The 19,903-nt window shown below is 47.6% G+C and carries 20 protein-coding genes; 9 read left to right on the top strand and 11 right to left on the bottom strand.

Going from position 1 to position 19,903, the window contains the following annotated elements; genetic code table 11:
* Positions 1 to 135 precede the first annotated feature (135 nt).
* The 6 genes from ACTHS8_RS02075 to ACTHS8_RS02100 form a co-directional block, all read right to left on the bottom strand.
* Positions 136 to 765 (bottom strand): YfgM family protein, encoded by a 630-nt coding sequence (locus ACTHS8_RS02075; protein WP_440372827.1) that lies wholly within the window; start codon positions 763 to 765, stop codon positions 136 to 138.
* The gene (gene hisS / locus ACTHS8_RS02080; RefSeq protein ID WP_440372828.1) at positions 766 to 2,061 is read right to left on the bottom strand and encodes a histidine--tRNA ligase; all 1,296 of its coding nucleotides are present in this window, start codon (positions 2,059 to 2,061) and stop codon (positions 766 to 768) included. It lies immediately after the preceding gene.
* A 142-nt stretch (positions 2,062 to 2,203) separates the two neighbouring features.
* The gene (locus ACTHS8_RS02085; RefSeq protein ID WP_063076035.1) at positions 2,204 to 3,139 is read right to left on the bottom strand and encodes a DUF6973 domain-containing protein; all 936 of its coding nucleotides are present in this window, start codon (positions 3,137 to 3,139) and stop codon (positions 2,204 to 2,206) included.
* A complete protein-coding gene (locus ACTHS8_RS02090) occupies positions 3,139 to 3,600 on the bottom strand; it encodes a hypothetical protein (RefSeq protein ID WP_156474255.1) in 462 nt (153 codons plus the stop codon). Before ACTHS8_RS02090 ends, ACTHS8_RS02085 begins: the two co-directional genes overlap by 1 nt.
* Complete coding sequence (locus tag ACTHS8_RS02095; RefSeq protein WP_440372829.1) at positions 3,597 to 3,911, bottom strand: hypothetical protein; 315 nt, start codon at positions 3,909 to 3,911, stop codon at positions 3,597 to 3,599. The genes ACTHS8_RS02090 and ACTHS8_RS02095 overlap by 4 nt, the downstream gene beginning before the upstream one ends.
* Entirely contained in the window at positions 3,908 to 4,561 is a 654-nt protein-coding gene (locus tag ACTHS8_RS02100) for a hypothetical protein (RefSeq protein WP_231900171.1), read from the bottom strand. The genes ACTHS8_RS02095 and ACTHS8_RS02100 overlap by 4 nt, the downstream gene beginning before the upstream one ends.
* Before the next feature lie 269 nt (positions 4,562 to 4,830).
* Here ACTHS8_RS02100 and ACTHS8_RS02105 point away from each other — a divergent pair, with 269 nt between their 5' ends.
* Entirely contained in the window at positions 4,831 to 5,754 is a 924-nt protein-coding gene (locus tag ACTHS8_RS02105; RefSeq protein WP_440372830.1) for an RluA family pseudouridine synthase, read from the top strand.
* A gap of 68 nt (positions 5,755 to 5,822) precedes the next feature.
* Here ACTHS8_RS02105 and adhP read toward each other — a convergent pair whose 3' ends face one another.
* Entirely contained in the window at positions 5,823 to 6,866 is a 1,044-nt protein-coding gene (adhP, locus tag ACTHS8_RS02110) for an alcohol dehydrogenase AdhP (protein ID WP_254321641.1), read from the bottom strand.
* Positions 6,867 to 7,206: 340 nt separating this feature from the next.
* Between adhP and ACTHS8_RS02115 the strand changes: the two genes are divergently transcribed.
* The 4 genes from ACTHS8_RS02115 (at position 7,207) to ACTHS8_RS02130 (ending at position 10,672) form a co-directional block, all read left to right on the top strand.
* Complete coding sequence (locus tag ACTHS8_RS02115) at positions 7,207 to 8,688, top strand: aldehyde dehydrogenase family protein (RefSeq protein WP_440372831.1); 1,482 nt, start codon at positions 7,207 to 7,209, stop codon at positions 8,686 to 8,688.
* Positions 8,689 to 8,833: 145 nt separating this feature from the next.
* Positions 8,834 to 9,220: a hypothetical protein gene (locus ACTHS8_RS02120; RefSeq protein WP_440372832.1), complete on the top strand. Its 387-nt coding sequence runs from the start codon at positions 8,834 to 8,836 to the stop codon at positions 9,218 to 9,220.
* Between the two features lie 18 nt (positions 9,221 to 9,238).
* Entirely contained in the window at positions 9,239 to 9,670 is a 432-nt protein-coding gene (locus ACTHS8_RS02125; RefSeq protein WP_440372833.1) for a hypothetical protein, read from the top strand.
* A 63-nt stretch (positions 9,671 to 9,733) separates the two neighbouring features.
* Positions 9,734 to 10,672: a hypothetical protein gene (locus ACTHS8_RS02130; protein WP_440372834.1), complete on the top strand. Its 939-nt coding sequence runs from the start codon at positions 9,734 to 9,736 to the stop codon at positions 10,670 to 10,672.
* A 70-nt stretch (positions 10,673 to 10,742) separates the two neighbouring features.
* Here the strand turns inward: ACTHS8_RS02130 and ACTHS8_RS02135 are convergent, their stop codons facing one another.
* The 4 genes from ACTHS8_RS02135 to yjgA all read right to left on the bottom strand — a co-directional run bounded on the left by ACTHS8_RS02135 (position 10,743) and on the right by yjgA (position 14,816).
* The gene (locus ACTHS8_RS02135; RefSeq protein ID WP_440372835.1) at positions 10,743 to 11,678 is read right to left on the bottom strand and encodes a DMT family transporter; all 936 of its coding nucleotides are present in this window, start codon (positions 11,676 to 11,678) and stop codon (positions 10,743 to 10,745) included.
* 18 nt (positions 11,679 to 11,696) lie between these two features.
* Entirely contained in the window at positions 11,697 to 13,397 is a 1,701-nt protein-coding gene (gene recJ, locus ACTHS8_RS02140) for a single-stranded-DNA-specific exonuclease RecJ (RefSeq protein WP_440372836.1), read from the bottom strand.
* 103 nt (positions 13,398 to 13,500) lie between these two features.
* Entirely contained in the window at positions 13,501 to 14,211 is a 711-nt protein-coding gene (locus ACTHS8_RS02145; RefSeq protein ID WP_440372837.1) for a hypothetical protein, read from the bottom strand.
* A 71-nt stretch (positions 14,212 to 14,282) separates the two neighbouring features.
* Positions 14,283 to 14,816, bottom strand: a complete 534-nt coding sequence (yjgA, locus tag ACTHS8_RS02150; RefSeq protein WP_311476449.1) for a ribosome biogenesis factor YjgA — start codon at positions 14,814 to 14,816, stop codon at positions 14,283 to 14,285.
* A gap of 123 nt (positions 14,817 to 14,939) precedes the next feature.
* Between yjgA and pmbA the strand changes: the two genes are divergently transcribed.
* From pmbA to ACTHS8_RS02170, 4 genes are all read left to right on the top strand, one after another.
* Positions 14,940 to 16,271, top strand: coding sequence for a metalloprotease PmbA (gene pmbA, locus ACTHS8_RS02155; RefSeq protein ID WP_440372838.1), 1,332 nt, complete (start codon positions 14,940 to 14,942; stop codon positions 16,269 to 16,271).
* A gap of 87 nt (positions 16,272 to 16,358) precedes the next feature.
* Positions 16,359 to 17,528 carry a glycosyltransferase gene (locus ACTHS8_RS02160; protein WP_440372839.1) on the top strand — a complete coding sequence of 390 codons (1,170 nt, stop codon included), beginning with the start codon at positions 16,359 to 16,361 and terminating at the stop codon, positions 17,526 to 17,528.
* Between the two features lie 154 nt (positions 17,529 to 17,682).
* Entirely contained in the window at positions 17,683 to 18,192 is a 510-nt protein-coding gene (locus tag ACTHS8_RS02165) for a cold-shock protein (RefSeq protein ID WP_440372840.1), read from the top strand.
* Between the two features lie 721 nt (positions 18,193 to 18,913).
* Positions 18,914 to 19,894: a transferrin-binding protein-like solute binding protein gene (locus ACTHS8_RS02170; protein ID WP_440372841.1), complete on the top strand. Its 981-nt coding sequence runs from the start codon at positions 18,914 to 18,916 to the stop codon at positions 19,892 to 19,894.
* Positions 19,895 to 19,903 lie beyond the last annotated feature (9 nt).

Below are 19,903 nucleotides of genomic sequence, written 5' to 3' on the forward strand. Positions count from 1 at the left end.
GTCTTTCTGTGTCAAGTGCCGCCTAAAAACGGGAGCGGAACACAAGCAGGTGTTTTAAAAACACGGTTGATAAGGATAAGTGTAGGCCGTCTGAAAAGTCATTGCAACTTCAGACGGCCTTGATTTCAAACAAACTTATTTCAAGCTGTCGATTTTCATTTGCAGCAATTCGCGGCCTACTGCGGTTTGTGGCATTTTGCTCAAAGCAGCTTCATAACTTTGTACGGCTTCTTTGGTTTTATTTTGGGCAACGTAAACATCGCCTTTGGTTTCCAACATCAAAGGCTCGAAGTCAGCCTCAACCTGAGTATTCAGGGCATTGATGGCGGCATCGTATTTTTTCTGCTGTAACAGGACAACGCCCAAACGCTGCGCCGCCAAAGCTTGAACCAACGGTGCGTTTTGGTTTTTCAGCACCCAATTCAAATGACCTTCCGCCACATCATAACGGCCGGCATCAAACTCAGTTGCCGCCACCATCAAAGTGGCTTGGGCTGTCGAAATAGAATCAGGATAGTTTTTTTGCAATTCGGCCAAATCGGCGTTGATGGCTTTGGGGTCGGTTTTTTGCTGCGCCTTTTCCACCATTTGCGCCAATACGGCAGCGGCTTCCTGATCTTTTGAAGCTTTTTGGCCTTGGTAAATGGTGTAACCCAAATACCCCAAAGACGCCACGATCAGCAAGGCAAAAATCCAACGGCCGATGCTTTTCCAAAAATATTTAAAGTTGTCTAACTCTTGTTGTTCTTCCAAATGGGCTGCCATTTATGCGTTCTTCCATTGTTGTAAAGTGTCTGTCAAATCAGCGGCGGCAACGGTTTGTTGTTCGTGTTTGCCCTGCATATCTTTCAGGGTAACCGTACCGTTTGCCAGCTCATCCTGAGCCACAATCAGGGCAAAGCGTGCGCCACTGTTGTCTGCTTTTTTCATTTGCGCTTTCAGGCTCTGATAGCCGGAATGCTGCATCACATTGAAACCTTGGACGCGCAAGGCTTGCGCGTATTTCATCACCTGCAAGTCCGCACCTTCGCCTTGGTGTATTGCATAGACATCAGGCGCGGCGTTCACTTCCAGCGAGCCGTATTCGCTTACTAAAAGCAACAGACGCTCAATACCCATCGCAAAGCCGATAGACGGCGCAGGTTTGCCGCCAAGTTCTTCAATCAAACCATCGTAACGGCCGCCACCGCACACAGTCGCCTGCGCGCCGAGTTTGTCGGTCGTCCACTCAAAAACCGTCTGATTGTAGTAATCCAAACCACGGACCAAGCGCGGATTTTCAATGTATTGAATACCCAAACCGTCCAACATCGCCTTGAAGCGTGCATAGTGGTTTTGCGAAGCCTCGCCCAAGTAATCCACCAGACGCGGCGCCGCGTTGCAGATTTCCTGCAAATCAGGGTTTTTCGTATCCAAAACGCGCAAAGGATTGGTTTTCAGACGGCGTTTGCTGTCTTCATCCAATTGCGCCTCATAGCGGGTCAGATATTCAACCAATGCCGCACGGTGTGCCGCGCGTTCCTCACGGTTGCCCAAGCTGTTGATTTCTAAAGTCAGGTATTCACGAATACCCAATTTTTCCCATAAGTCGGCAGACATCGCGATGATTTCCGCATCGATATCCGGCCCTTCAAAACCCAAAGCCTCGATACCGACCTGATGGAACTGACGATAACGGCCTTTTTGCGGACGCTCGCGGCGGAACATCGGCCCCATATACCACAGCTTTTGCGGGCTGTTGTACAGAAGGTTGTGTTCGACCACCGCACGCAGACAAGAAGCCGTACCTTCAGGACGCAGGCTCAAACTCAAAGAATCGTTTGAATCGGAGAAGGTATACATTTCCTTGCCGACCACATCGGTTTCCTCGCCGATAGAGCGGACAAACAAACCGGTTTGCTCGACAATCGGCGTACGGATTTGCTGATAGCCGTAAGCGCGTGTCCAACGGCCGACCGTATCTTCAAACGCCTGCCAAAACGAAGCCGTCAGTTTGAAATCTTTTTGTTCGACAGGTAAAAGGTCGTTCATACCTTTTACAGATTGAATTTTTTGTGCCATTTCAATATGGGATAAGCGAAAATCAAATAGTTGGGCATTATAGCTGATTTTTAAGGGTTTGTGAGTTTGGGAACAAATCAAAAGGCCGTCTGAAAGTTTCAGACAGCCTTTGATCGATTAATGCTTTTATTTATCCAACCTACTAACCGCGGCCCATCCGCATCACAGACATATCAACCTGCCGTGCCTGTTCCTCCGCCAAGCGCGCCATTTCCTGCTCGTGTTCCTGTGTGACATAAATCTTGTCTACGTTTTGCCGTAAACCGCGCCCAACATCAGAATCCAGCATACTATCCAAAGCGGCATACCTTTTGTTATCGTCATCCGATAGCAAGGCTGCAAAACCGTATTTGCGGAATTCTTCGGCAGAGACGTTTTTGGCTAAGGGTTTAGTAATATCGACCCATTCATTCTCATTATCATACTGATAAAAGGTGTTTTTTATATAACCGCCCGAAGCAACAAGGTTAGGATAATACTCTCCTAGAATTTCCATTTCTAAAGGCGATAGTGAAGAATGTTGATCATGATGAGTATCATAATCTTCTAAATGTGGAATGGGATATTTGGAATATGCCCCTGGTTTCCAATTTACAGGCCAATTAACATCCTTATGCCCAACTGGAAGTTCTTTACCATCCAATTTGGGATTTACTTTCCACTTGTCTTGTGGCAGCCACCGAGCGTTATTTCCATTTGGATCATTGGGAACAATGGTTTTTCTTGCTTCTATTACCACGTCCTCCCAAGAACTGCCTCCTCTTTGCTGGCGTAATCTGTTTCCAATTTTGATACCTAGTTCATTATTATGCACATCCATCTCATTGGCTTCTTTAGTCTGATCCTGCATATTTCCTGTAAATTCATGTGCAGATAAAATAAACCGTGCATAATTTTCTCCATAACGACGAGTCAACTCAGCAGAAAGCAAAACATGTCGATACGCATCAGCAGGTCCATCACTGCGGCCAGGCAAATGAGAACCTACACTTTCATTAATAGCAGCACTTGCCACATGCCCTGTAAAAAAATCATTAACAGGACTATGGCTTTTTTCATAAGCATATTCAGCACTCATCAAATTTTTTCCTTTTTCAAATTAATACACGAACGAATTTCATACCGCTTTTCAGACGACCTTTTGTCAACAAACAGGCAAGCATTTTGTAAATCGACACAAAAACTTTGATTTTGAGAAATTTTAGGATATTTCCCTCCATTAAACCGTTTTTCCTGTACTTTTCCGTCAGTCGAAAACAACCACCAAATTTCCTGTCCGTCCTGTGTCAGCATAGAAAACTCTTTTTCGGGAATATGTGGCTGATGGTTTGAAGAAATAAAATCCTCATAAGGTTGGTATGAACTTTGGATACATATGTAGTGTGCATTAGGTGCAATATAAGAAAACGGCAGGGGAGTGTTTTCAGCTTTTTTCCAATCCTCATCACTGATTACGGAAGAAGGGGTGCAACTGGAAAGCACAAATAATGAGAAAAAAGATAACAACTTTTTAGTTGACAGATTTTTAAAATATTTCATAACTGTTCTTGACAATATAGACATTGTTTTTTCGATTCAGCAGCCTGATAGTTGACACTGTTGATCACCATCGCAAGGTTGATGATACCATCCGTAACGCTTGCCGTTCCTCGGTGGGCAACGACAATTTCATTGGTTTGGACATCTTGGTACACCGTGCCTTGATAACCTGTTACAGGGTTGTTGCGGACGGCCAAGACTTTGTAATCGTTGCCTTCAATGGTAATTTTTTTATTTCCTTTGGTTACTGTACGGGTATTGTAGGCATCTACGGCAAGGTCAGCCTGTTGTTGTCGGGTAATTTTGCTCATAATGAAATTTCCTCAAGGGTTACTGTGATAGTAAACATTTCTTTATGTTCTTCGGCACTATAAATTTCGGGCGATTCAATTCCAAAATCAACGGAATCGGTGTAAAGAGTACCATCTTCTTTTCTAGAATAAGGATATGACCATTTCCAATAATAATTAGTCAGCGTCTTTTTTTCTAATAAATATTTCATTATATCGCTGAAATTAAACTCTGTTTCTTCAGGACTTCCTGTTGCCTTCAGCGAAAAACCGAAGCCTTCAGGCTGCCAGTGGCAGACACCTTCTCCGAAATAGTCTTCATCCAACAATGCGTCAGCATAAACCACAGTTTCATATTCAAACTCCCCAAGCTGGCGGATATCGGTCTGTAAGTTCTTTTCAGGTTTTGCAGGGGCTCCTTCGATTTTATTGATGATGTACGTACAATTTTCGGCTTTATAGCCAACCCCAAATTTACCTATCAGTTTTAACGGCCCCGGCGCATCGTTGATTTTGATTCTAAGACGGTAAGCCTGTTTGGGATGGGGATTTAGCTGGAATCTTGCTTCGGTTTGTTCCTGAATACTCATGCTTTTCTCCGAACCGCCGCAGGCATTCAGGCTGAGTACTGAAAATACGGCGGCGGTCATTAATGCGGTCATCGGTTTCATCAAATTTCCCTTCTATTTAACAGTTTTTCTTGTATCTTACTGTAAACCGAAACGGCCTCCAAATTTCTTTTCCATTCCATGTCAGTATGGAAAACTCTTTTGTGGAATATATCGAAAGTAATGTGTAGGTGTACTGACTAAAAGAAAAACGGCAATATCCTACTCTATTACAGACGTTATAAACGTCAGGTATCCCCCTACTCTGCTACTATTTTTTAAACCAAAATATCACCCTGAAAAAATCCTAAAAACCGAGTACAATCCGCCGCATGAAAAAACGTACCAATCCCCTACCCCTTTTAGACGGTGTCAAACCCAGCTACTTGGTTTTGCCGCATGAAAAGCAGTTTTACGGCTTGCCGCTACTGCATTTTTTATGCGCTCATTTTCCCTTTGTCGGCGAAGAAAACTGGCGGCGGCGGCTGAACAGCGGTTTTGTGGTGGGCGCGGATGGCGTACCGTTTGATGAGAATACCTTGTTCGAACCCGGCAAGACGATGTTTTATTACCGTGAAACCAGCTGTGAGAGCGAGCCGCGTATTCCGTTTGAAGAAAAGATTTTGCATATTGACGAGCATTTGATTGTGGTGGACAAACCGCATTTTCTGCCTGTCATCCCCAGCGGCAGGTTTTTGCGGGAAACCTTGCTCACGCGCCTGCGTTTGCGGCCGGAATTGCAGCATTTGAATGTTGAAGACATTACGCCGATTCATCGCTTGGACAAAGATACGGCAGGCGTTATGCTGCTTTCGCTCAATCCTGCCACGCGTCGTGATTATCAGACCATGTTCCAAGAAAAAACCGTCCGAAAAACCTATGAGGCAGTTGCACCAACTCGGATGGATTTGGACTATCCGCTGAATATTTCGTCACGAATGGAACGCGGCGAAAAATTCTTTCTCACACGGGAAACGGAAGGCGAACCCAACGCCCACACAACCATCGAGCTTATCGAAAACCGCGGCGCATTCAGCCTCTACCGCCTCACACCGCATACCGGAAAGAAACACCAGCTCCGCGTGCATATGATGAGTTTGAATATGCCGCTAATGAACGATGCGCTTTACCCTACCCCATTGGCGGCCGGTGATGAAGACTACGATAGACCTTTAAAACTTTTGGCCAAAAGAATAGAGTTTACTGATCCTGTCAGCGGAGAAATCTGCGTATTTGAAAGTAGCTTTATGCTTTAAGTTATTCAATCCAATAAAAAAGGCCGTCTGAAATTGTTCAGACGGCCTTTTGTCACGGAATCATTTGATTAGTGATGAATGCAGCTGCACTCTTTGTTCATATCAATCACCATACGGCCGGTAATTTTACCTTCGCGCATTTCTTGGAAGATGGCAGGCGCTTCATCCAAAGCACGCAACTGGACTTTAGGCACAACCAAGCCTTCTGCGCCAAATTGGAATGCTTCTTCCAAATCTTTACGGGTACCGACCAGAGAGCCGACCACTTCGATGCCGTCCAAGACCAGACGCGGGATGGACAGGTCCATAGATTCGGGCGGCAGACCAATGGCAACGACGCGGCCGCCTGCACGGACGCAGTCCACGGCAGAATTGAACGCGGCGGCGGATACGGCGGTAACAACGGCTGCGTGTGCGCCGCCGGTTTTTTCTTGGATCACTTTGGCAGCGTCTTCTTTGGCGGCATTGATGACTAAATCAGCGCCGCTTTCTTTAGCGAATGCCAGTTTTTCATCGTTGATGTCGATGGCGACAACGTGCGCGCCAAACACTTTTTTCGCGTATTGAACCGCCAAGTTGCCCAAACCGCCTGCACCGTAAATCGCAATCCATTGACCCGGACGAACGCCGGAAACTTTAATCGCTTTATAAGTGGTCACACCGGCACAAGTAATGCTCGAAGCTTGCGCAGGGTCAAGACCGTCGGGTACTTTAACGGCGTAGTCCGCATCGACGATACAGTGGGTCGCCATGCCGCCGTCGGCAGTATAGCCTGCGTTCAATACAGAGCGGCACAAGGTTTCGCGGCCGGTATTGCAGTATTCGCAAGAACCGCAGCTTTGGAACAGCCATGCGATGCTGACACGGTCGCCAACTTTCAGATTTTTCACACCGTCGGCAACTTCTTTAACCAAACCGATGCCTTCGTGTCCCAACACGCGACCCGGTTTGTCGCCGTAATCGCCTGCCGCAACGTGCAAGTCGGTGTGGCACACGCCGCAATACTCGACTTCCACCAACGCCTCGCCGTATTCCAGCGGACGCAGTTCGCGTTCAACAACTTCTACATCACCTGCTACATCTTTATTTACTACCACAGCATGCATTTTCATGAGAGAGTCTCCTAGGGTGTTGAAAAACTGTTTAGCTGTGAATGAGAATACTCCCCATATCCTAAATCGTCAACCCATAATCTTTTTTAAAACAATGGGTTATAATGTTATATCATAACAAAATCTATTTAAGCCCTATAAATCTTTAAATATATTAACAAATGCACTTTTATTTCAATTAAATCCTTTATTTTTCAGACGGCCTGCTACATGAAACAACATTGCAAATGTAAATTTTGAGAACATTCTCATTTTTAATACTTGAACTTAAAAAGAAAAAAGCATAAGCTGTTTTCATGGTGTGGAAACACCTATTCCCATTCATTAAGGAGACAGCATTATGGCAAAAGATTTAAATGTGTTTGATAAAGAATACGGCCTTTTGATCAACGGCGAATGGACAAAAGGTAGCGAAGGCAAACTTTTATCCTCTTATAACCCTGCCAATGGCGATGAGTTGGCCAAGTTCACAGACGCAACCGATGCCGATGTCGATGCTGCTGTAGTCGCTGCGCAAGAAGCGTTCAAAACATGGCGTAAAACCACGACTGCCGAACGCGCGGCCATTTTGAACAAAATCGCCGACGTGATTGATGAAAACGCCGAATTGTTCGCCCTGCAAGAAACCTTGGACAACGGCAAACCCATCCGCGAAACTCGAGCTGCCGACATACCGCTGGCTTCCGACCATTTCCGCTATTTCGCCAGCGTGATCCGCGGCGAAGAAGGCACTGCGACCCAGCTTGACGCCGAAGACTTATCCATTGTTCTGCGCGAACCGATCGGCGTTGTCGGCCAAATCATTCCTTGGAACTTCCCATTCTTGATGGCCGCATGGAAAATCGCTCCGGCATTGGCCGCAGGTTGTACCATCGTCATCCACCCTTCTTCCAGCACTTCATTGAGCCTGTTGTCCCTTGCTCAAAAAATCAACCACTTGCTGCCTAAAGGCGTGCTGAACGTGATTACCGGCCGCGGTTCCAAATCCGGCGAATATATGCTGCACCACAAAGGCTTCAACAAACTGGCCTTTACCGGCTCAACCGAAGTCGGCCGCCGCGTCGGTATCGCCGCCGCCGAATTGCTGATTCCGTCCACTTTGGAATTGGGCGGCAAATCTGCCAACATCTTCTTCGACGATATGCCTTTCGACAAAGCCCTCGAAGGCGCGCAAAAAGGTATTTTGTTCAACCAAGGCCAAGTGTGCTGCGCCGGTTCGCGCATTTTTGTACAAGAAGGCATTTACGACAAATTCGTCAATGCTTTGGCTGAAGAATTCAAAAAAATCAAAGTCGGCCTGCCTTGGGAAGACGATACCCAAATGGGTTCGCAAGTCAACGCCGGTCAACTCGAGACTATTTTGAAATACGTCAAAATCGGCGAACAAGAAGGCTGCCGCATCATTACCGGCGGTAAAAAAATCGAAGGCGCATTGGGCAAAGGCGAATTTGTCGAGCCTACTTTGATTGAAGCCAGCAGCAACGAAGCCCGTGTTGCCCAAGAAGAAATCTTCGGCCCGGTTGCCACCGTGATTAAATTCAAAACCGAAGAAGAAGTCATCAAAATGGCCAATGACAGCGAATACGGCTTGGGCGGCGCAGTGTGGAGTACCGACATCAACCGCTGCCTGCGCGTTTCCAACGCATTGGAAACCGGCCGCGTTTGGGTAAACTGCTACAACCGCCTGCCTGCCGGTGCGCCGTTTGGCGGCTACAAAACTTCAGGTATCGGCCGCGAAACCCACAAAATGATGCTCGCCGCCTACACCCAAGTGAAAAACATCTATATCAGCACCCGTGAAGAACGCGAAGGCTTCTATTGATTGAATGTTCGCATAATAGCGGTTTGAACATGATAGGGCAGTTTGAAAACTTTTCAAACTGCCCTATTAATTACACAATACCTTTTTTAGGAGATAAATTATGTCGAAACACAAAACACGTTACATTCTGCCTCTGCTGGCCGTGATGGCATCCGCCGCCTGTATTGGTGCGGCGGGGTCGTCTGAAAAAGCTGCAGATGCCGTTAAACCGAAACAGGAAAAGAATCTTTGTCCCGAACCTGTTGACCAAATGGATGAAGATTGTTTAGAAATTACTCTGCTGAAACTTGAAAACAAACTGGATATGAAGTACAAAGATTTATTTCGACGTGCCGCTTCCAAAGATTCAAAGCTACATGGGCTGTCCAAACAATATTTTATAAATGTCCGTTCAAAATGGAAGGCTTATAAGGAGGAACTTTGTTCCGACCCGACAATTACAACCGATTTGAAAACTCATTCAGACAAAATCCTCTATCTGTGTGACGTTCAACAAACACAATATCACTTGAAAGCATTGGAACGTTTTTAATTTTTATAGGAGACTGATATGTCGAAACACAAAATCCGTTACATTCTGCCGTTGCTGGCAATAATGACATCCGCCGCCTGTGTCGGTGCGGCGGGGCCGTCTGAAAAAACTAACGAAAAAGATGCAAAGCAACAGAACAGGGCTATTTGTCCAGAGCCTGTCAATCTGATGAGTGATGATTGCTTGAGTATTACTTTAGGGGAATTCGAGGACAAGCTGAAGAAGAAGTATGAAGAATTATTTCGACGTGCAGTAGCCAAAGACCGAAAATTGCACGGATTGTCCAAACAGTATTTTGCAAGCGTCCGCTCGAAATGGGAGGCTTACAAAGAAGAACTTTGCGACGACCCGACGGTAACGACCGATTTGAAAACACCTGCGGACAGGATTTATTCTCTTTGCGCCATTGAACAGACGAAACTTCATTTGAAAGCATTGGAACGTTTTTAATTTTTATAGGAGGCTGATATGAGTCGTTTTACAGGCGGAGACCATCTGAAACCGGAAGACGGTTTGAAATACTATATCCATCAAGCCATGATGGTAAACGAATTGTCGGGCGGGCGCGGCGCGTACAAAATATCGAATGCGGAGAAGGCTGCCAGCGGTCCGAGCTTCGGCCCCATCCAATACGACATAGGCGGCAATGACAAAGGACAGCAATTATTGGAACGGATTGCGCGAGAGGCAGCAGACTCAAAAGGCAACCGTTTTATTTCCGATAATGAAATAAAGCAGATGCAAATCCATCTATACAAGCCATTCAATAAAATGTCTGCCGAAGACAAACAGGTGTATCAAAATTTGAAACCGAAATTGAATCAGGCTTTGGCTTCCGAAACCGGTATCTCATTAATTAATAAGGATTATGATAAAGCACTTGATGACAAAGTTAAGAAGGTAAATAACGTTATCTCTAAAATTACAAATCCTGACAATAAAAAATTCCTGCAATCCAATATGCAGGCACAAGTCTTTATTGCCGATATAGGCAACCAATATGGAGGAAAAGTAAACAGAGCTTTGGAGGAGTTCCTCAGCCAGAGTAAAGAAGATAACGGAGTAAGGCTGCCGGGAGGACGACAGGTCAAAGTCGAAGGCAAACTGGATATAGAAGATTTAAAAAACTTCCGTATGAATACGGCTTACGGCGTCAAACATCCCGCCGATGCCCGTCGCAGAGACAAACACATCGAGGACGTTACCGCTCCGACCCGTGAAAAAACGTTATCCCAAGCAGATAAATTCCATGCCTTAGTTCAAGGCTTGCTCAACGATAAGGACGGCTCTTTCGCCAAACAGGTTTTGGCAGAGAACCGCGAAGTTGTTGATGCTTTCAATGCCAAAGTGCAGGAAAGAATGGAACAGGAACGGCAACAAACGGCAGCGAGGGAAATTTCTGTGCAGCAGAATCCTGCAGAAAGGGAATTTGGCGGGCGGTCTTTCGGCTGACCGTTCCACATGAGGCCGTCTGAAACCTGTTTCAGACGGCCTTGCTTTATTCTGTTTTGCAATAAATGCTTTATATCTTTCTCAAAAAAAGCCCCATTACTTTCTCTCCGGCCACCGCCAGCAATGCCCCGGCCACAACCACCATGGCACCCACATAGCTGACGATATTCATATCCGAAGCGGCAAAATAATCGGGGGCGAGATGATGACCGATGGTAGAAAATATCATGGTGAACACAGGAATCAGCGTGGTTACGATACTGACTTTTGAAGCGTCCCAATGGTTGAGCGCTTCGCCGAATGAACCGTAGCCGATCAGCGTGTTCAAACAGCAATAGATAAAGCAGCCCCATAAAAACGGATTGCCGATATGGGCGATTTGCGACGGTTCGGCAAACGGCAGGAAAACAAAGCTGCTGCAAAAATAAATCATGAGCAGGATTTGTTGCGAATTGAAATGTTTGGACAAAAGTTTTTGCGCCACGCCGTAGCACACCCAAATCATGCTGCCCGAAGCCGCCATCATCACGCCGACCGCGTAGCTGCCCAAGCTGAAAAGTTCGCCGAATTTGTCGTTGAAAAACATGGCCAAACCCGTCAGCAAAAGCATCAAGCCGATTTTTTGCCAGTGCGTAAAAGCTTCTTTAAACACGCCTACGCCGACCAAAATCATGGTAAAGGGCGAGAGCTGCCACAACACCTGCGTGGTTGTCGGCGAAATATAGTGCAAACCCATGGCAACGAGAACGAAGTTGGCGGAAATGCCGATAATGCCCAACACCAATAAAAACAAGGTTTGCTTGGAAAATTCAGACGGCCTCGGCAGCTTGCCGGTCAGCCCCAACAACACAAACAACACCAGCGAAGCCACTAAAAAGCGTATCCACACCAGCGTGGGCGCATTGACGGCTTTTAAGGCTTGTTGTGCGATGACCGGCAGCGAGCCCCAAGTCATGGTGGCAAGCAGCGCCAATGAAAAGCCGAGCCAAGGTTTTTGTTTCTTCATTTTTCAGACGGCCTTTGCTTACGCGGCTTCCCAGTAGTCGATATAAAGCTGCAATTCAAGATTATTCCGCCATTCGTTGGCAACGGGGCGGTACACCGTGCGGATGTATTCGGGAATGTCTTCGCTGCAACGCCAAAACATGGCTTCAAATTCGTAGCCGTCTTTTTGCAGCCAGACTTTTTTGTGTTTGCCCTCCGCGCCCAAAGGCTGCTGGCGGACAACGTGAAATTCATCGGTAAAACTTGGCGGCGCGAAGCCCTGTCCCCAAACGTGTTTAGCAAGGTTTTGCGCCTGTTCCAGCGTAATGTCGCGTGCAGGCAGGCTGCCGTCGGTGATATAGGTTTGCGACAAGTCGTCTTCGCACACCATCTCGCGCACGGCTTCTTCAAAGGCCGTCTGAAACGCGGGAATATTGTGTTCAAGTATGCTCAAACCCGCCGCCATCGCGTGTCCGCCGAATTTCAAAATCAAATCGGGATGGCGTTTGGACACCAAGTCCAAAGCATCGCGCAGGTGCAGATTGGGAATGGAACGTCCCGAACCGCGCACTTCGCCGTTGTCGGCAGGCGCAAACACGATGGTCGGACGATAAAAACGGTCTTTGAGGCGGCTGGCAACGATGCCAACCACGCCTTGATGGAAGTCGTCGCGATACGCCACCAAAGTCGTCTGCCCTGAAGGTAAGGTTTTGGGAAAATCATTCAGCGCGTCTTGCAGCATAGACTGCTCGATTTCGCGGCGTTCGATATTGAGGTTGTTTAACTGAGCCGCCAGTTCCTGCGCTTCGGCATCATCTTGCGCCAACAGACAGGCAATGCCGACCGACATATCGTCCAGCCGTCCGGCCGCATTGATGCGCGGTCCCAACGCAAAGCCCATATCAAAAGGCTGAGCCTTGCGCCAATCCCGTCGCGCTACTTCAAACAAGGCACGGATACCGGGGCGCATTTTGCCCAAACGCATCCGTTTCAAACCTTGAGACACGAGGATACGGTTATTGTGGTCTAGAGTAACGACGTCGGCGACGGTACCGAGTGCGACCAAATCCAAAAGGTCGCCCAGATTCGGCTCTTTTAGGTCGTCTGAAAAATAATTGCGGCGGCGCAGTTCGGCGCGCAAAGCCATCAATACATAAAAAATCACGCCCACGCCCGCCAAGCTTTTGCTTTGGAAACCGCAGCCTTTTTGGTTCGGATTGACGATGATGCAGTCGGGCACGGTCTCGGCAGGCAGATGGTGGTCGGTCACAATCACATCCAAACCCAACTCCTGCGCACGCGCCACGCCTGCAATACTGGCGATACCGTTATCCACCGTTACCAACAAATCCACACCTTGCTCTGCCGCGATTTCAGCCAGCTCGGGCGTTAAGCCGTAGCCGTGTTCAAAGCGGTTGGGCACAAGAAAATCCACTTTCGCCCCCATAGCCGCCAAACCGCTCATACCGACGGCACACGCTGTCGCACCGTCGGCATCGTAGTCGGCGACAATCAAGATTTTTTCCTGACGCTCAATCGCATCCGCCAGACGGCCGGCGGCGGCTTCGCAGTTTGTCAGCGTTTGATACGGCAAAAGCGCAGCAAGCTTGTCGTCCAACTCGGCCGGACTTTGCACATCACGCGCAGCACACAGCCGCGCAATCAAAGGATCGGTACCGGCAGTAAGCAAGTCGTTAAAAACAGTCAGATTAATGGAACGTGTTTGGATTTTGACGGACATGGTGTGTGGGTTTAAATAGAGAGAAAATTAATATTTTTGAAGCGTTTATTTTAAGGAGGAGGCCGTCTGAAACCTGCAATCCGTTTTCAGACGGCCTGGGATATTATTTGCGTGAAGCATCGATAATTTCACTGACTACGACATAGGGGATTGCTATCACTGCGCCGACTGCATCCAAAGCCAATGTGAATGGCGTTTGCAGGATATTCTCCGTCAACTTCTGAACGTCGGTGCTTTTTTTGGTTTCCGTATAATAAATTCTGACCGGGACGGCAGTATCAAAACGGCGATCTTTGGCAACATTTTTCGGTGTTGCATAATAATGACCTTCGGTAGAAATACACCGTGTGTAGACAGTTTTGTCATCGAGTTCGACCGGTTTGAACGCCAACTGTTTTAACTTGGCAATCTCGGCAGCTTTTTGAGTATCGTAACGCAGGCAGAAATTCGAGCGGAAAGTTTGCGCTTCAGGGGATTTCAATTCGACCGGCAAAGCCTCATACACATATCTTGGGTTTTGCTGAACCATTTGAAACTGTTTGTCCAATTTAACATCCAAGACTGCCTTCAATTTGGCCGAATCTTTAGGATTAACGACAAACCAATATTTTTTGCCCATCATAACCAAGCTGCCTGTTTCCAGTTGCGTATTGTCTTTGGCAACCACGCCAAATGCTTGAATATTGTCTTTGGCAACGGTTTTTTCGGTTGTGGTTTTATGGAACGGGTTGTTCTCTCCCCAAAGAAAGGCAGTACATCCATTGAGGGTCAATACACCAACCAGCAAGACGGTTGCAGAGTGGCGAAATTTCATGGTCATCCTCCTTCAGTATTACGATACAGGCCGTCTGAAACCTGCAATCCGTTTTCAGACGGCCTTAGAGTTTATTCTTCCCAATCCTGCCCTTCTTCTGAAACGTCGGATTGACCGGCCTCCATCACTGCTTTAATTTCTTGGAACAGAGCGCGGAAGTTTTTCGGCGGTTTGTTTTGTTCCTGCTCTTTTTTGGTGTTGCGGATCAAGGTGCGCAATTTGCCGGCATCGGCTTGCGGAAAATCAGCCATAAATTGGGTAATCGCGCCATCGTCTGCCAACAGTCGGGTACGCGCCTGCTCGACACGTTGCAAAAAGGCATTGTGCGCCGTATTGTCGCCACGCAGTTTGGCCAAGAAGGCTTCAATGGGCGCAGGGTCGGTATCGCGCATCAGGCGGCCGATAAATTGGGCTTGGCGTTTGAGCGCGCTGTTGGACGTGATTTTTTTATAGGTGGCGATGGCCTCGAACAGCTCTTCGTCCAAGCCGATTTTTTTCAGCGTATCGCTGGAGAGCTTGGTCAATTCCATACCCAAAGCCTGCAAATCGTTCATCTGCTTTTTCATTTGGGTTTTGCTGACCCATTCGTCTTCTTGTTCAAACATTGTGTTTCCCTGATTTTCTGAATCTGCCTATTTTATCAGTTTTCAGACGGCCTTTCCGTGCGATTTTTGCAGAGGCCGTCTGAAACGGTTAAAATGCCGCCAAACCCTGTCAGGAAACCTTTTATGCTGTTTAACCACACACCGGACGAGCTGTTGCGCTTGTGCGGACACACGCTGGATTTGGCCAAACAATCCGGCGCCACCTCGGCCGAAGCCGATTTCAGCGAGTCGCTCGGTCAAAGCGTCAGCGTACGCTTGGGCGAAATCGAACAAATCGAGTTCCAACAAGATAAATCTTTAGACATTACGGTCTATGTCGGCCAACGCAAAGGCCGAGCCAGCACTGCCGACTTCTCCGAACGCGCTCTGCAAGATACGGTCAAAGCCGCCATTGATATTGCACGCTATACCGCCGAAGACGATTGCGCCGGACTTGCCGATGCTGCCTTTATGGCAACCCATATCGGCGACCTCGACCGCTACCACGAATGGGATTTGAGTACCGAATCCGCCATTGATTTGGCCAAGCAATGCGAACAGGCCGCTCTGTCAACGGACAAACGCATTGAAAATTCCGAAGGCGCATCGGTTCATACCGGCCATTACCAATACGTCTACGGCAACACCCACGGCTTTGCCGCACACCAGCAAAGCACGCACCACAGCATTTCTTGCAGCGTGGTCGCCAGTGATGAGCATGGCATGCAGCGTGACTATTGGTACGATTCTTCCTGCCGTCACGAAGACATGGACGCGCCCGAACTCATCGGCCAAATCGCAGCCGAACGGACTTTACGCCGTCTGAACAGCCGCAGCGTTCCGACCGGCAACTATCCCGTACTGTTTGACACCACCGTCGCCGTCGGCTTAATCGGCCACCTTATCGGCGCACTCAGCGGCGGCGCGCTCTACCGTCAAAGCAGCTTCCTGATTGACAGCATCGGCAAACAGGTGCTTCCCGAGTTTCTCAGCCTTCGTGAAGAACCGCATATCCTGCGCTCGTTCCGCAGCACTTATTTCGATGCCGAGGGCGTGGCCACGCAGCCGCGTTTTGTGGTGAAAGACGGCATAGTCGAGGGCTATTTCCTCAGCAGTTATAGCGCGAAAAAACTCGGCATGCAGACAACGGGCAATGCCGGCGGCGCGCACAATCTGTATCTGAACCACACCCACGCCACGCAGGCCGACCTGTTGAAAGAAATGGGAACAGGTTTGCTGGTTACCGAATTGATGGGACAAGGCGTCAACGGCATTACCGGCGACTACTCGCGCGGCGCGGCCGGTTTTTGGGTGGAAAACGGCGTCATTGCCTATCCGGTTCAGGAAATCACCATTGCCGGACGCTTGCAGGAGATGTACCGCGACATCATCGGCGTGGCAGACGACGCATTACGCCGTTCGTCCAACCAAATCGGCTCCATCTTGGTTTCCAAAATGACGATTGCCGGCAACTGATTGAACTAAATATACAAAAGGCCGTCTGAAAGATATCTGTTCTTTTCAGACGGCCTCGCCGTTATCTACTTCCATAAAAAACACATCATGCATATTGTCGTTATCCCCTCTTGGTATCCTTCTTCCGAAACCGACGTGGATGGAATCTTTTTCCGCCTCCAAGCCCAAGCCCTGCAACGCGAAGGCATGAAAATCGGCATGGTCGTGCCCATGTTCCGCTACTTGAGAAGTCAGCCGAAGACCATCTTCTCGCGCTTCTACGGCCTGCGCCGCCATCAGCAAGGCGGACTCAACACTTACGCCTACGACAGCATGTATTTCTTCCCGCGCTGTCCGGTTGTCGATATCGACCGCATCCGCTGGGTCAATGCAGGCATGAAAGCTTTTGAAGCCTATATCGCCGACAACGGCAAACCCGACGTAATTCACGCCCATTGCGTCAACTATGCCGCCATTTTGGCCTGCGCCATCTTCAAAAAATACGGCATTCCCTACGTCATTACCGAACACAGCAGCGCCATTTCACGTGGCCTTGTCCGCAAAAACCAATGGCCGTCCATGCACGAAGCCGTGCGCCACAGCGCGGCACGGTTCGCCGTCAGCCGTGATTTCTGCCGCATTCTCGAAAAAACCTACGCCGGTACAGACTGGCAATACCTGCCCAATATGCTGGGCGGCAATTTTGAACAGGATTTCGAGTTCCCCGAAAAAAACAATCAAGACTTCACCTTCTGCAGCGTCTCCCACCTGCGCCACCTCAAAGGCCACGACCTGCTCCTGCCTGCTTTTGCCGAAGCACTCAAAACCTATCCGCAACTCAAACTCAAAATCGGCGGCGGCGGCGTAGAAGAAGGCCGTCTGAAACAATTGGCAAGCAACTTGGGCATCAACCACGCCGTTACCTTTACCGGCGCATTGACCACCAACCAAACCCTAGACCTCATGCGCCACAGCAACGCCTTCGTCCTCGCCAGCCGTACCGAGACCTTCGGCGTCGTCTATATCGAAGCACTGTCGCAAGGTTTGCCCGTTATCGCCACACGCTGCGGCGGCCCCGAATCCATCGTCACTTCCGACAACGGCCTGCTGGTGCCAATCGAAAACATACCGGAACTGACCAAAGCATTGCTCACCCTCTACGAAAACCATGCACACTACGATCCCGTCCGCTTGCGCCAAGATTGCCTGCAACAATTCGGCAGCCGAGCCATAGCGCAACACCTGATCGACACCTTCCAAAAAGTGTTTAATAAATAGGCATAAACCATGCAGGCCGTCTGAAATCCTTCAGACGGCCCGCCTTCTTCCAACAAGACAAATCTAGTGTAAAATTAAGACAATAACCAAACTTTTTGATTTAAAATCAGTCCAAGGAAAAACTGTTACCTATAATAATATCCCCACATACATTATGCGCTATTACGGAACGATTACTCGCTGGAACAGCAAGCGCGGCTTCGGCGCCGCTACCATAGAAGACACAGGCCAAGAAATCTTTCTTGCCCTTGCCGCCTTCACCACCCTTACCCGCCTTCCGGCCGAAGGGCAATACATCTCCTTCAACATCACAGAAGGCCGGCGCGGCCGCAAAGAAGCTGAAAACGTCTGCTTCGCCCTCGATTGCGCCGACTGCTTTGACGTCCTCGTCCCTCCCCCTGAAAAACCCCTCGCCGGCAAACAAGCCATCGTCGGCCTGATTGCCGTTATCTTCGTCTGCAGCATTTTCGCCGCCTTGTGGTACGGCCTCCACTTTTCCGACAACACACCAAAAGAGCCGGCCGTCAAAAAACAAGAAACCATGGTTCACGAAGTAGCCGCCAAAATCGAAGCCGAACGCAAAGCATGGCGCGATGCCGTCAACCGCAGCAACCAACGCTCGGGACAGTCTCAACGCGCCAAAGATAATACGTCAAAACAATAATAATATTTATATCAGATTAAAATCCTTTTATATCAAAGCCTTTTTATCAAAAATTCAAATATAGCAAGCCAACTTAAAAAACTGTCTTCTGCATATTTAATGCACGAAGGCAGTTTTTCATTGAAAATAAAAACACTTCAATTTGCCATGTTCAAAACATGCTTCTCTAACACTACCCATTCTGATAGAGATAAGCACTATGTATAAAACAAATCCAAACTACTCAAATACCCCATATCGTCAATAAAATAGATTTATTGATGCAATCAAATATACCCAACACATTGGAAATATTTGAATCTGACAAAGCATAGCCTTGTTAAATTTAACGTAGTATTACCAAAGACTTAACGCATATCTAAAAAAATATGAACAAGCTTGGGGCACACTCTAAACAGTTTATTAAATAAAAGCATTTGACACTCTATTACGTAAGGCTATACATATTACCCTGACTCAATTCCTCTTAATTTTAATAACACTTTGTTTTATATATTGTATCTTTCCTACAACATCAAAAAAATATTCAAAAATATCAAAATACATAATATCTTGATTTCATAAAAGAAATATTTAAATTTCATTATTCTCCTAACAGTTTCCTCCTACACTTTCTATCTTATCTGTTTGTTTGTATATGTATTTGTTGTAGAATTCTTTTCGACCGTAAAAGTCATTAACCAAATTTAACCGATATTCAAATATTTAAGGATTCAAACTTATGAATACAAAAATCAAAACGACAGCTTTGGTTTGCGCCGCTTTGTTTGCGGTAACTGCATGTAGTAGCAATGGTGAGAGCGGTCCAGATATCAACCCAACTAATCCAATTACTCCAACTAAGCCGACTACTCCTACGACTCCAGCTCAACCAACTACTCCTGAAACTCCGGCTAAACCGACTACTCCTGAAACTCCGGCTAAACCGACTACTCCTGAAACTCCGGCTAAACCAACTACTCCTGTGACTCCGGCTAAACCGACTACTCCTACAACTCCGACTAAACCAGCTAATCCTGTGACTCCGGCTAAACCGACTACTCCATCTCAACCAACACCTAGCGCAGCTGTTGGCGGTAATGCAATGACTTCAACAAATGCATCCTATAACACTGCAAAATACGTTACTCCTCAAGGCAAGATGAATGCTAGTGTTACCATTGACGGTCGTAAAATTGATTTATCCAAAGCCAATGCAGCATTTCTCTTCTATAGAGAAACTGCTCCTACCGAAGACAAAATGTCTACCCGTCAAACTGTCTTGAGCGGACGTAAATACAGCCATGTTCAATTCGGTGCACAAACTGTCGGCATTATTAGCCCTACTTATCAACCAACACTTCATCATGATTCTTTTGCTATTGGTAATATTACGCCAACTAGTGGTGCAGATGCTATGCCAACTTCTGGCAAAGCATCTTATGTCGGTGATGCCATTCTGCTTCAAGGTGCAGCTTATACAACAGGCGCATCTAAATTTGATGTTGATTTCGGTCGTAAAACCATCTCAGGCATAATTGATCATCCATATGGCATTCCTGTTTCCGGTAAAATTTCCGGCTCATCCTTCAGCGGCGAGCAAGACGGTATCCGTATGAAGGGTAATTTCTTTGGCCCTAAAGCTGCAGAACTAGGTGGTGTCTTTAGTGCTGAGCATGAGAATAGTGTTTACCAAGGCTCTTTCGGCGCGAAAAAACAATAATCTGCCGTT

Source organism: Neisseria sp. P0016.S008 (assembly GCF_051957775.1).
Taxonomy (GTDB): Bacteria; Pseudomonadota; Gammaproteobacteria; order Burkholderiales; family Neisseriaceae; genus Neisseria; species Neisseria flavescens_B.

Coding starts and splice junctions, on each gene's coding strand:
- ACTHS8_RS02075 (WP_440372827.1), bottom strand. CDS start 765: ATGGCAGCCCATTTGGAAGAACAACAAGAGTTAGACAACTTTAAATAT.
- hisS (WP_440372828.1), bottom strand. CDS start 2,061: ATGGCACAAAAAATTCAATCTGTAAAAGGTATGAACGACCTTTTACCT.
- ACTHS8_RS02085 (WP_063076035.1), bottom strand. CDS start 3,139: ATGAGTGCTGAATATGCTTATGAAAAAAGCCATAGTCCTGTTAATGAT.
- ACTHS8_RS02090 (WP_156474255.1), bottom strand. CDS start 3,600: ATGAAATATTTTAAAAATCTGTCAACTAAAAAGTTGTTATCTTTTTTC.
- ACTHS8_RS02095 (WP_440372829.1), bottom strand. CDS start 3,911: ATGAGCAAAATTACCCGACAACAACAGGCTGACCTTGCCGTAGATGCC.
- ACTHS8_RS02100 (WP_231900171.1), bottom strand. CDS start 4,561: ATGAAACCGATGACCGCATTAATGACCGCCGCCGTATTTTCAGTACTC.
- ACTHS8_RS02105 (WP_440372830.1), top strand. CDS start 4,831: ATGAAAAAACGTACCAATCCCCTACCCCTTTTAGACGGTGTCAAACCC.
- adhP (WP_254321641.1), bottom strand. CDS start 6,866: ATGAAAATGCATGCTGTGGTAGTAAATAAAGATGTAGCAGGTGATGTA.
- ACTHS8_RS02115 (WP_440372831.1), top strand. CDS start 7,207: ATGGCAAAAGATTTAAATGTGTTTGATAAAGAATACGGCCTTTTGATC.
- ACTHS8_RS02120 (WP_440372832.1), top strand. CDS start 8,834: ATGGCATCCGCCGCCTGTATTGGTGCGGCGGGGTCGTCTGAAAAAGCT.
- ACTHS8_RS02125 (WP_440372833.1), top strand. CDS start 9,239: ATGTCGAAACACAAAATCCGTTACATTCTGCCGTTGCTGGCAATAATG.
- ACTHS8_RS02135 (WP_440372835.1), bottom strand. CDS start 11,678: ATGAAGAAACAAAAACCTTGGCTCGGCTTTTCATTGGCGCTGCTTGCC.
- recJ (WP_440372836.1), bottom strand. CDS start 13,397: ATGTCCGTCAAAATCCAAACACGTTCCATTAATCTGACTGTTTTTAAC.
- ACTHS8_RS02145 (WP_440372837.1), bottom strand. CDS start 14,211: ATGAAATTTCGCCACTCTGCAACCGTCTTGCTGGTTGGTGTATTGACC.
- yjgA (WP_311476449.1), bottom strand. CDS start 14,816: ATGTTTGAACAAGAAGACGAATGGGTCAGCAAAACCCAAATGAAAAAG.
- pmbA (WP_440372838.1), top strand. CDS start 14,940: ATGCTGTTTAACCACACACCGGACGAGCTGTTGCGCTTGTGCGGACAC.
- ACTHS8_RS02160 (WP_440372839.1), top strand. CDS start 16,359: ATGCATATTGTCGTTATCCCCTCTTGGTATCCTTCTTCCGAAACCGAC.
- ACTHS8_RS02165 (WP_440372840.1), top strand. CDS start 17,683: ATGCGCTATTACGGAACGATTACTCGCTGGAACAGCAAGCGCGGCTTC.
- ACTHS8_RS02170 (WP_440372841.1), top strand. CDS start 18,914: ATGAATACAAAAATCAAAACGACAGCTTTGGTTTGCGCCGCTTTGTTT.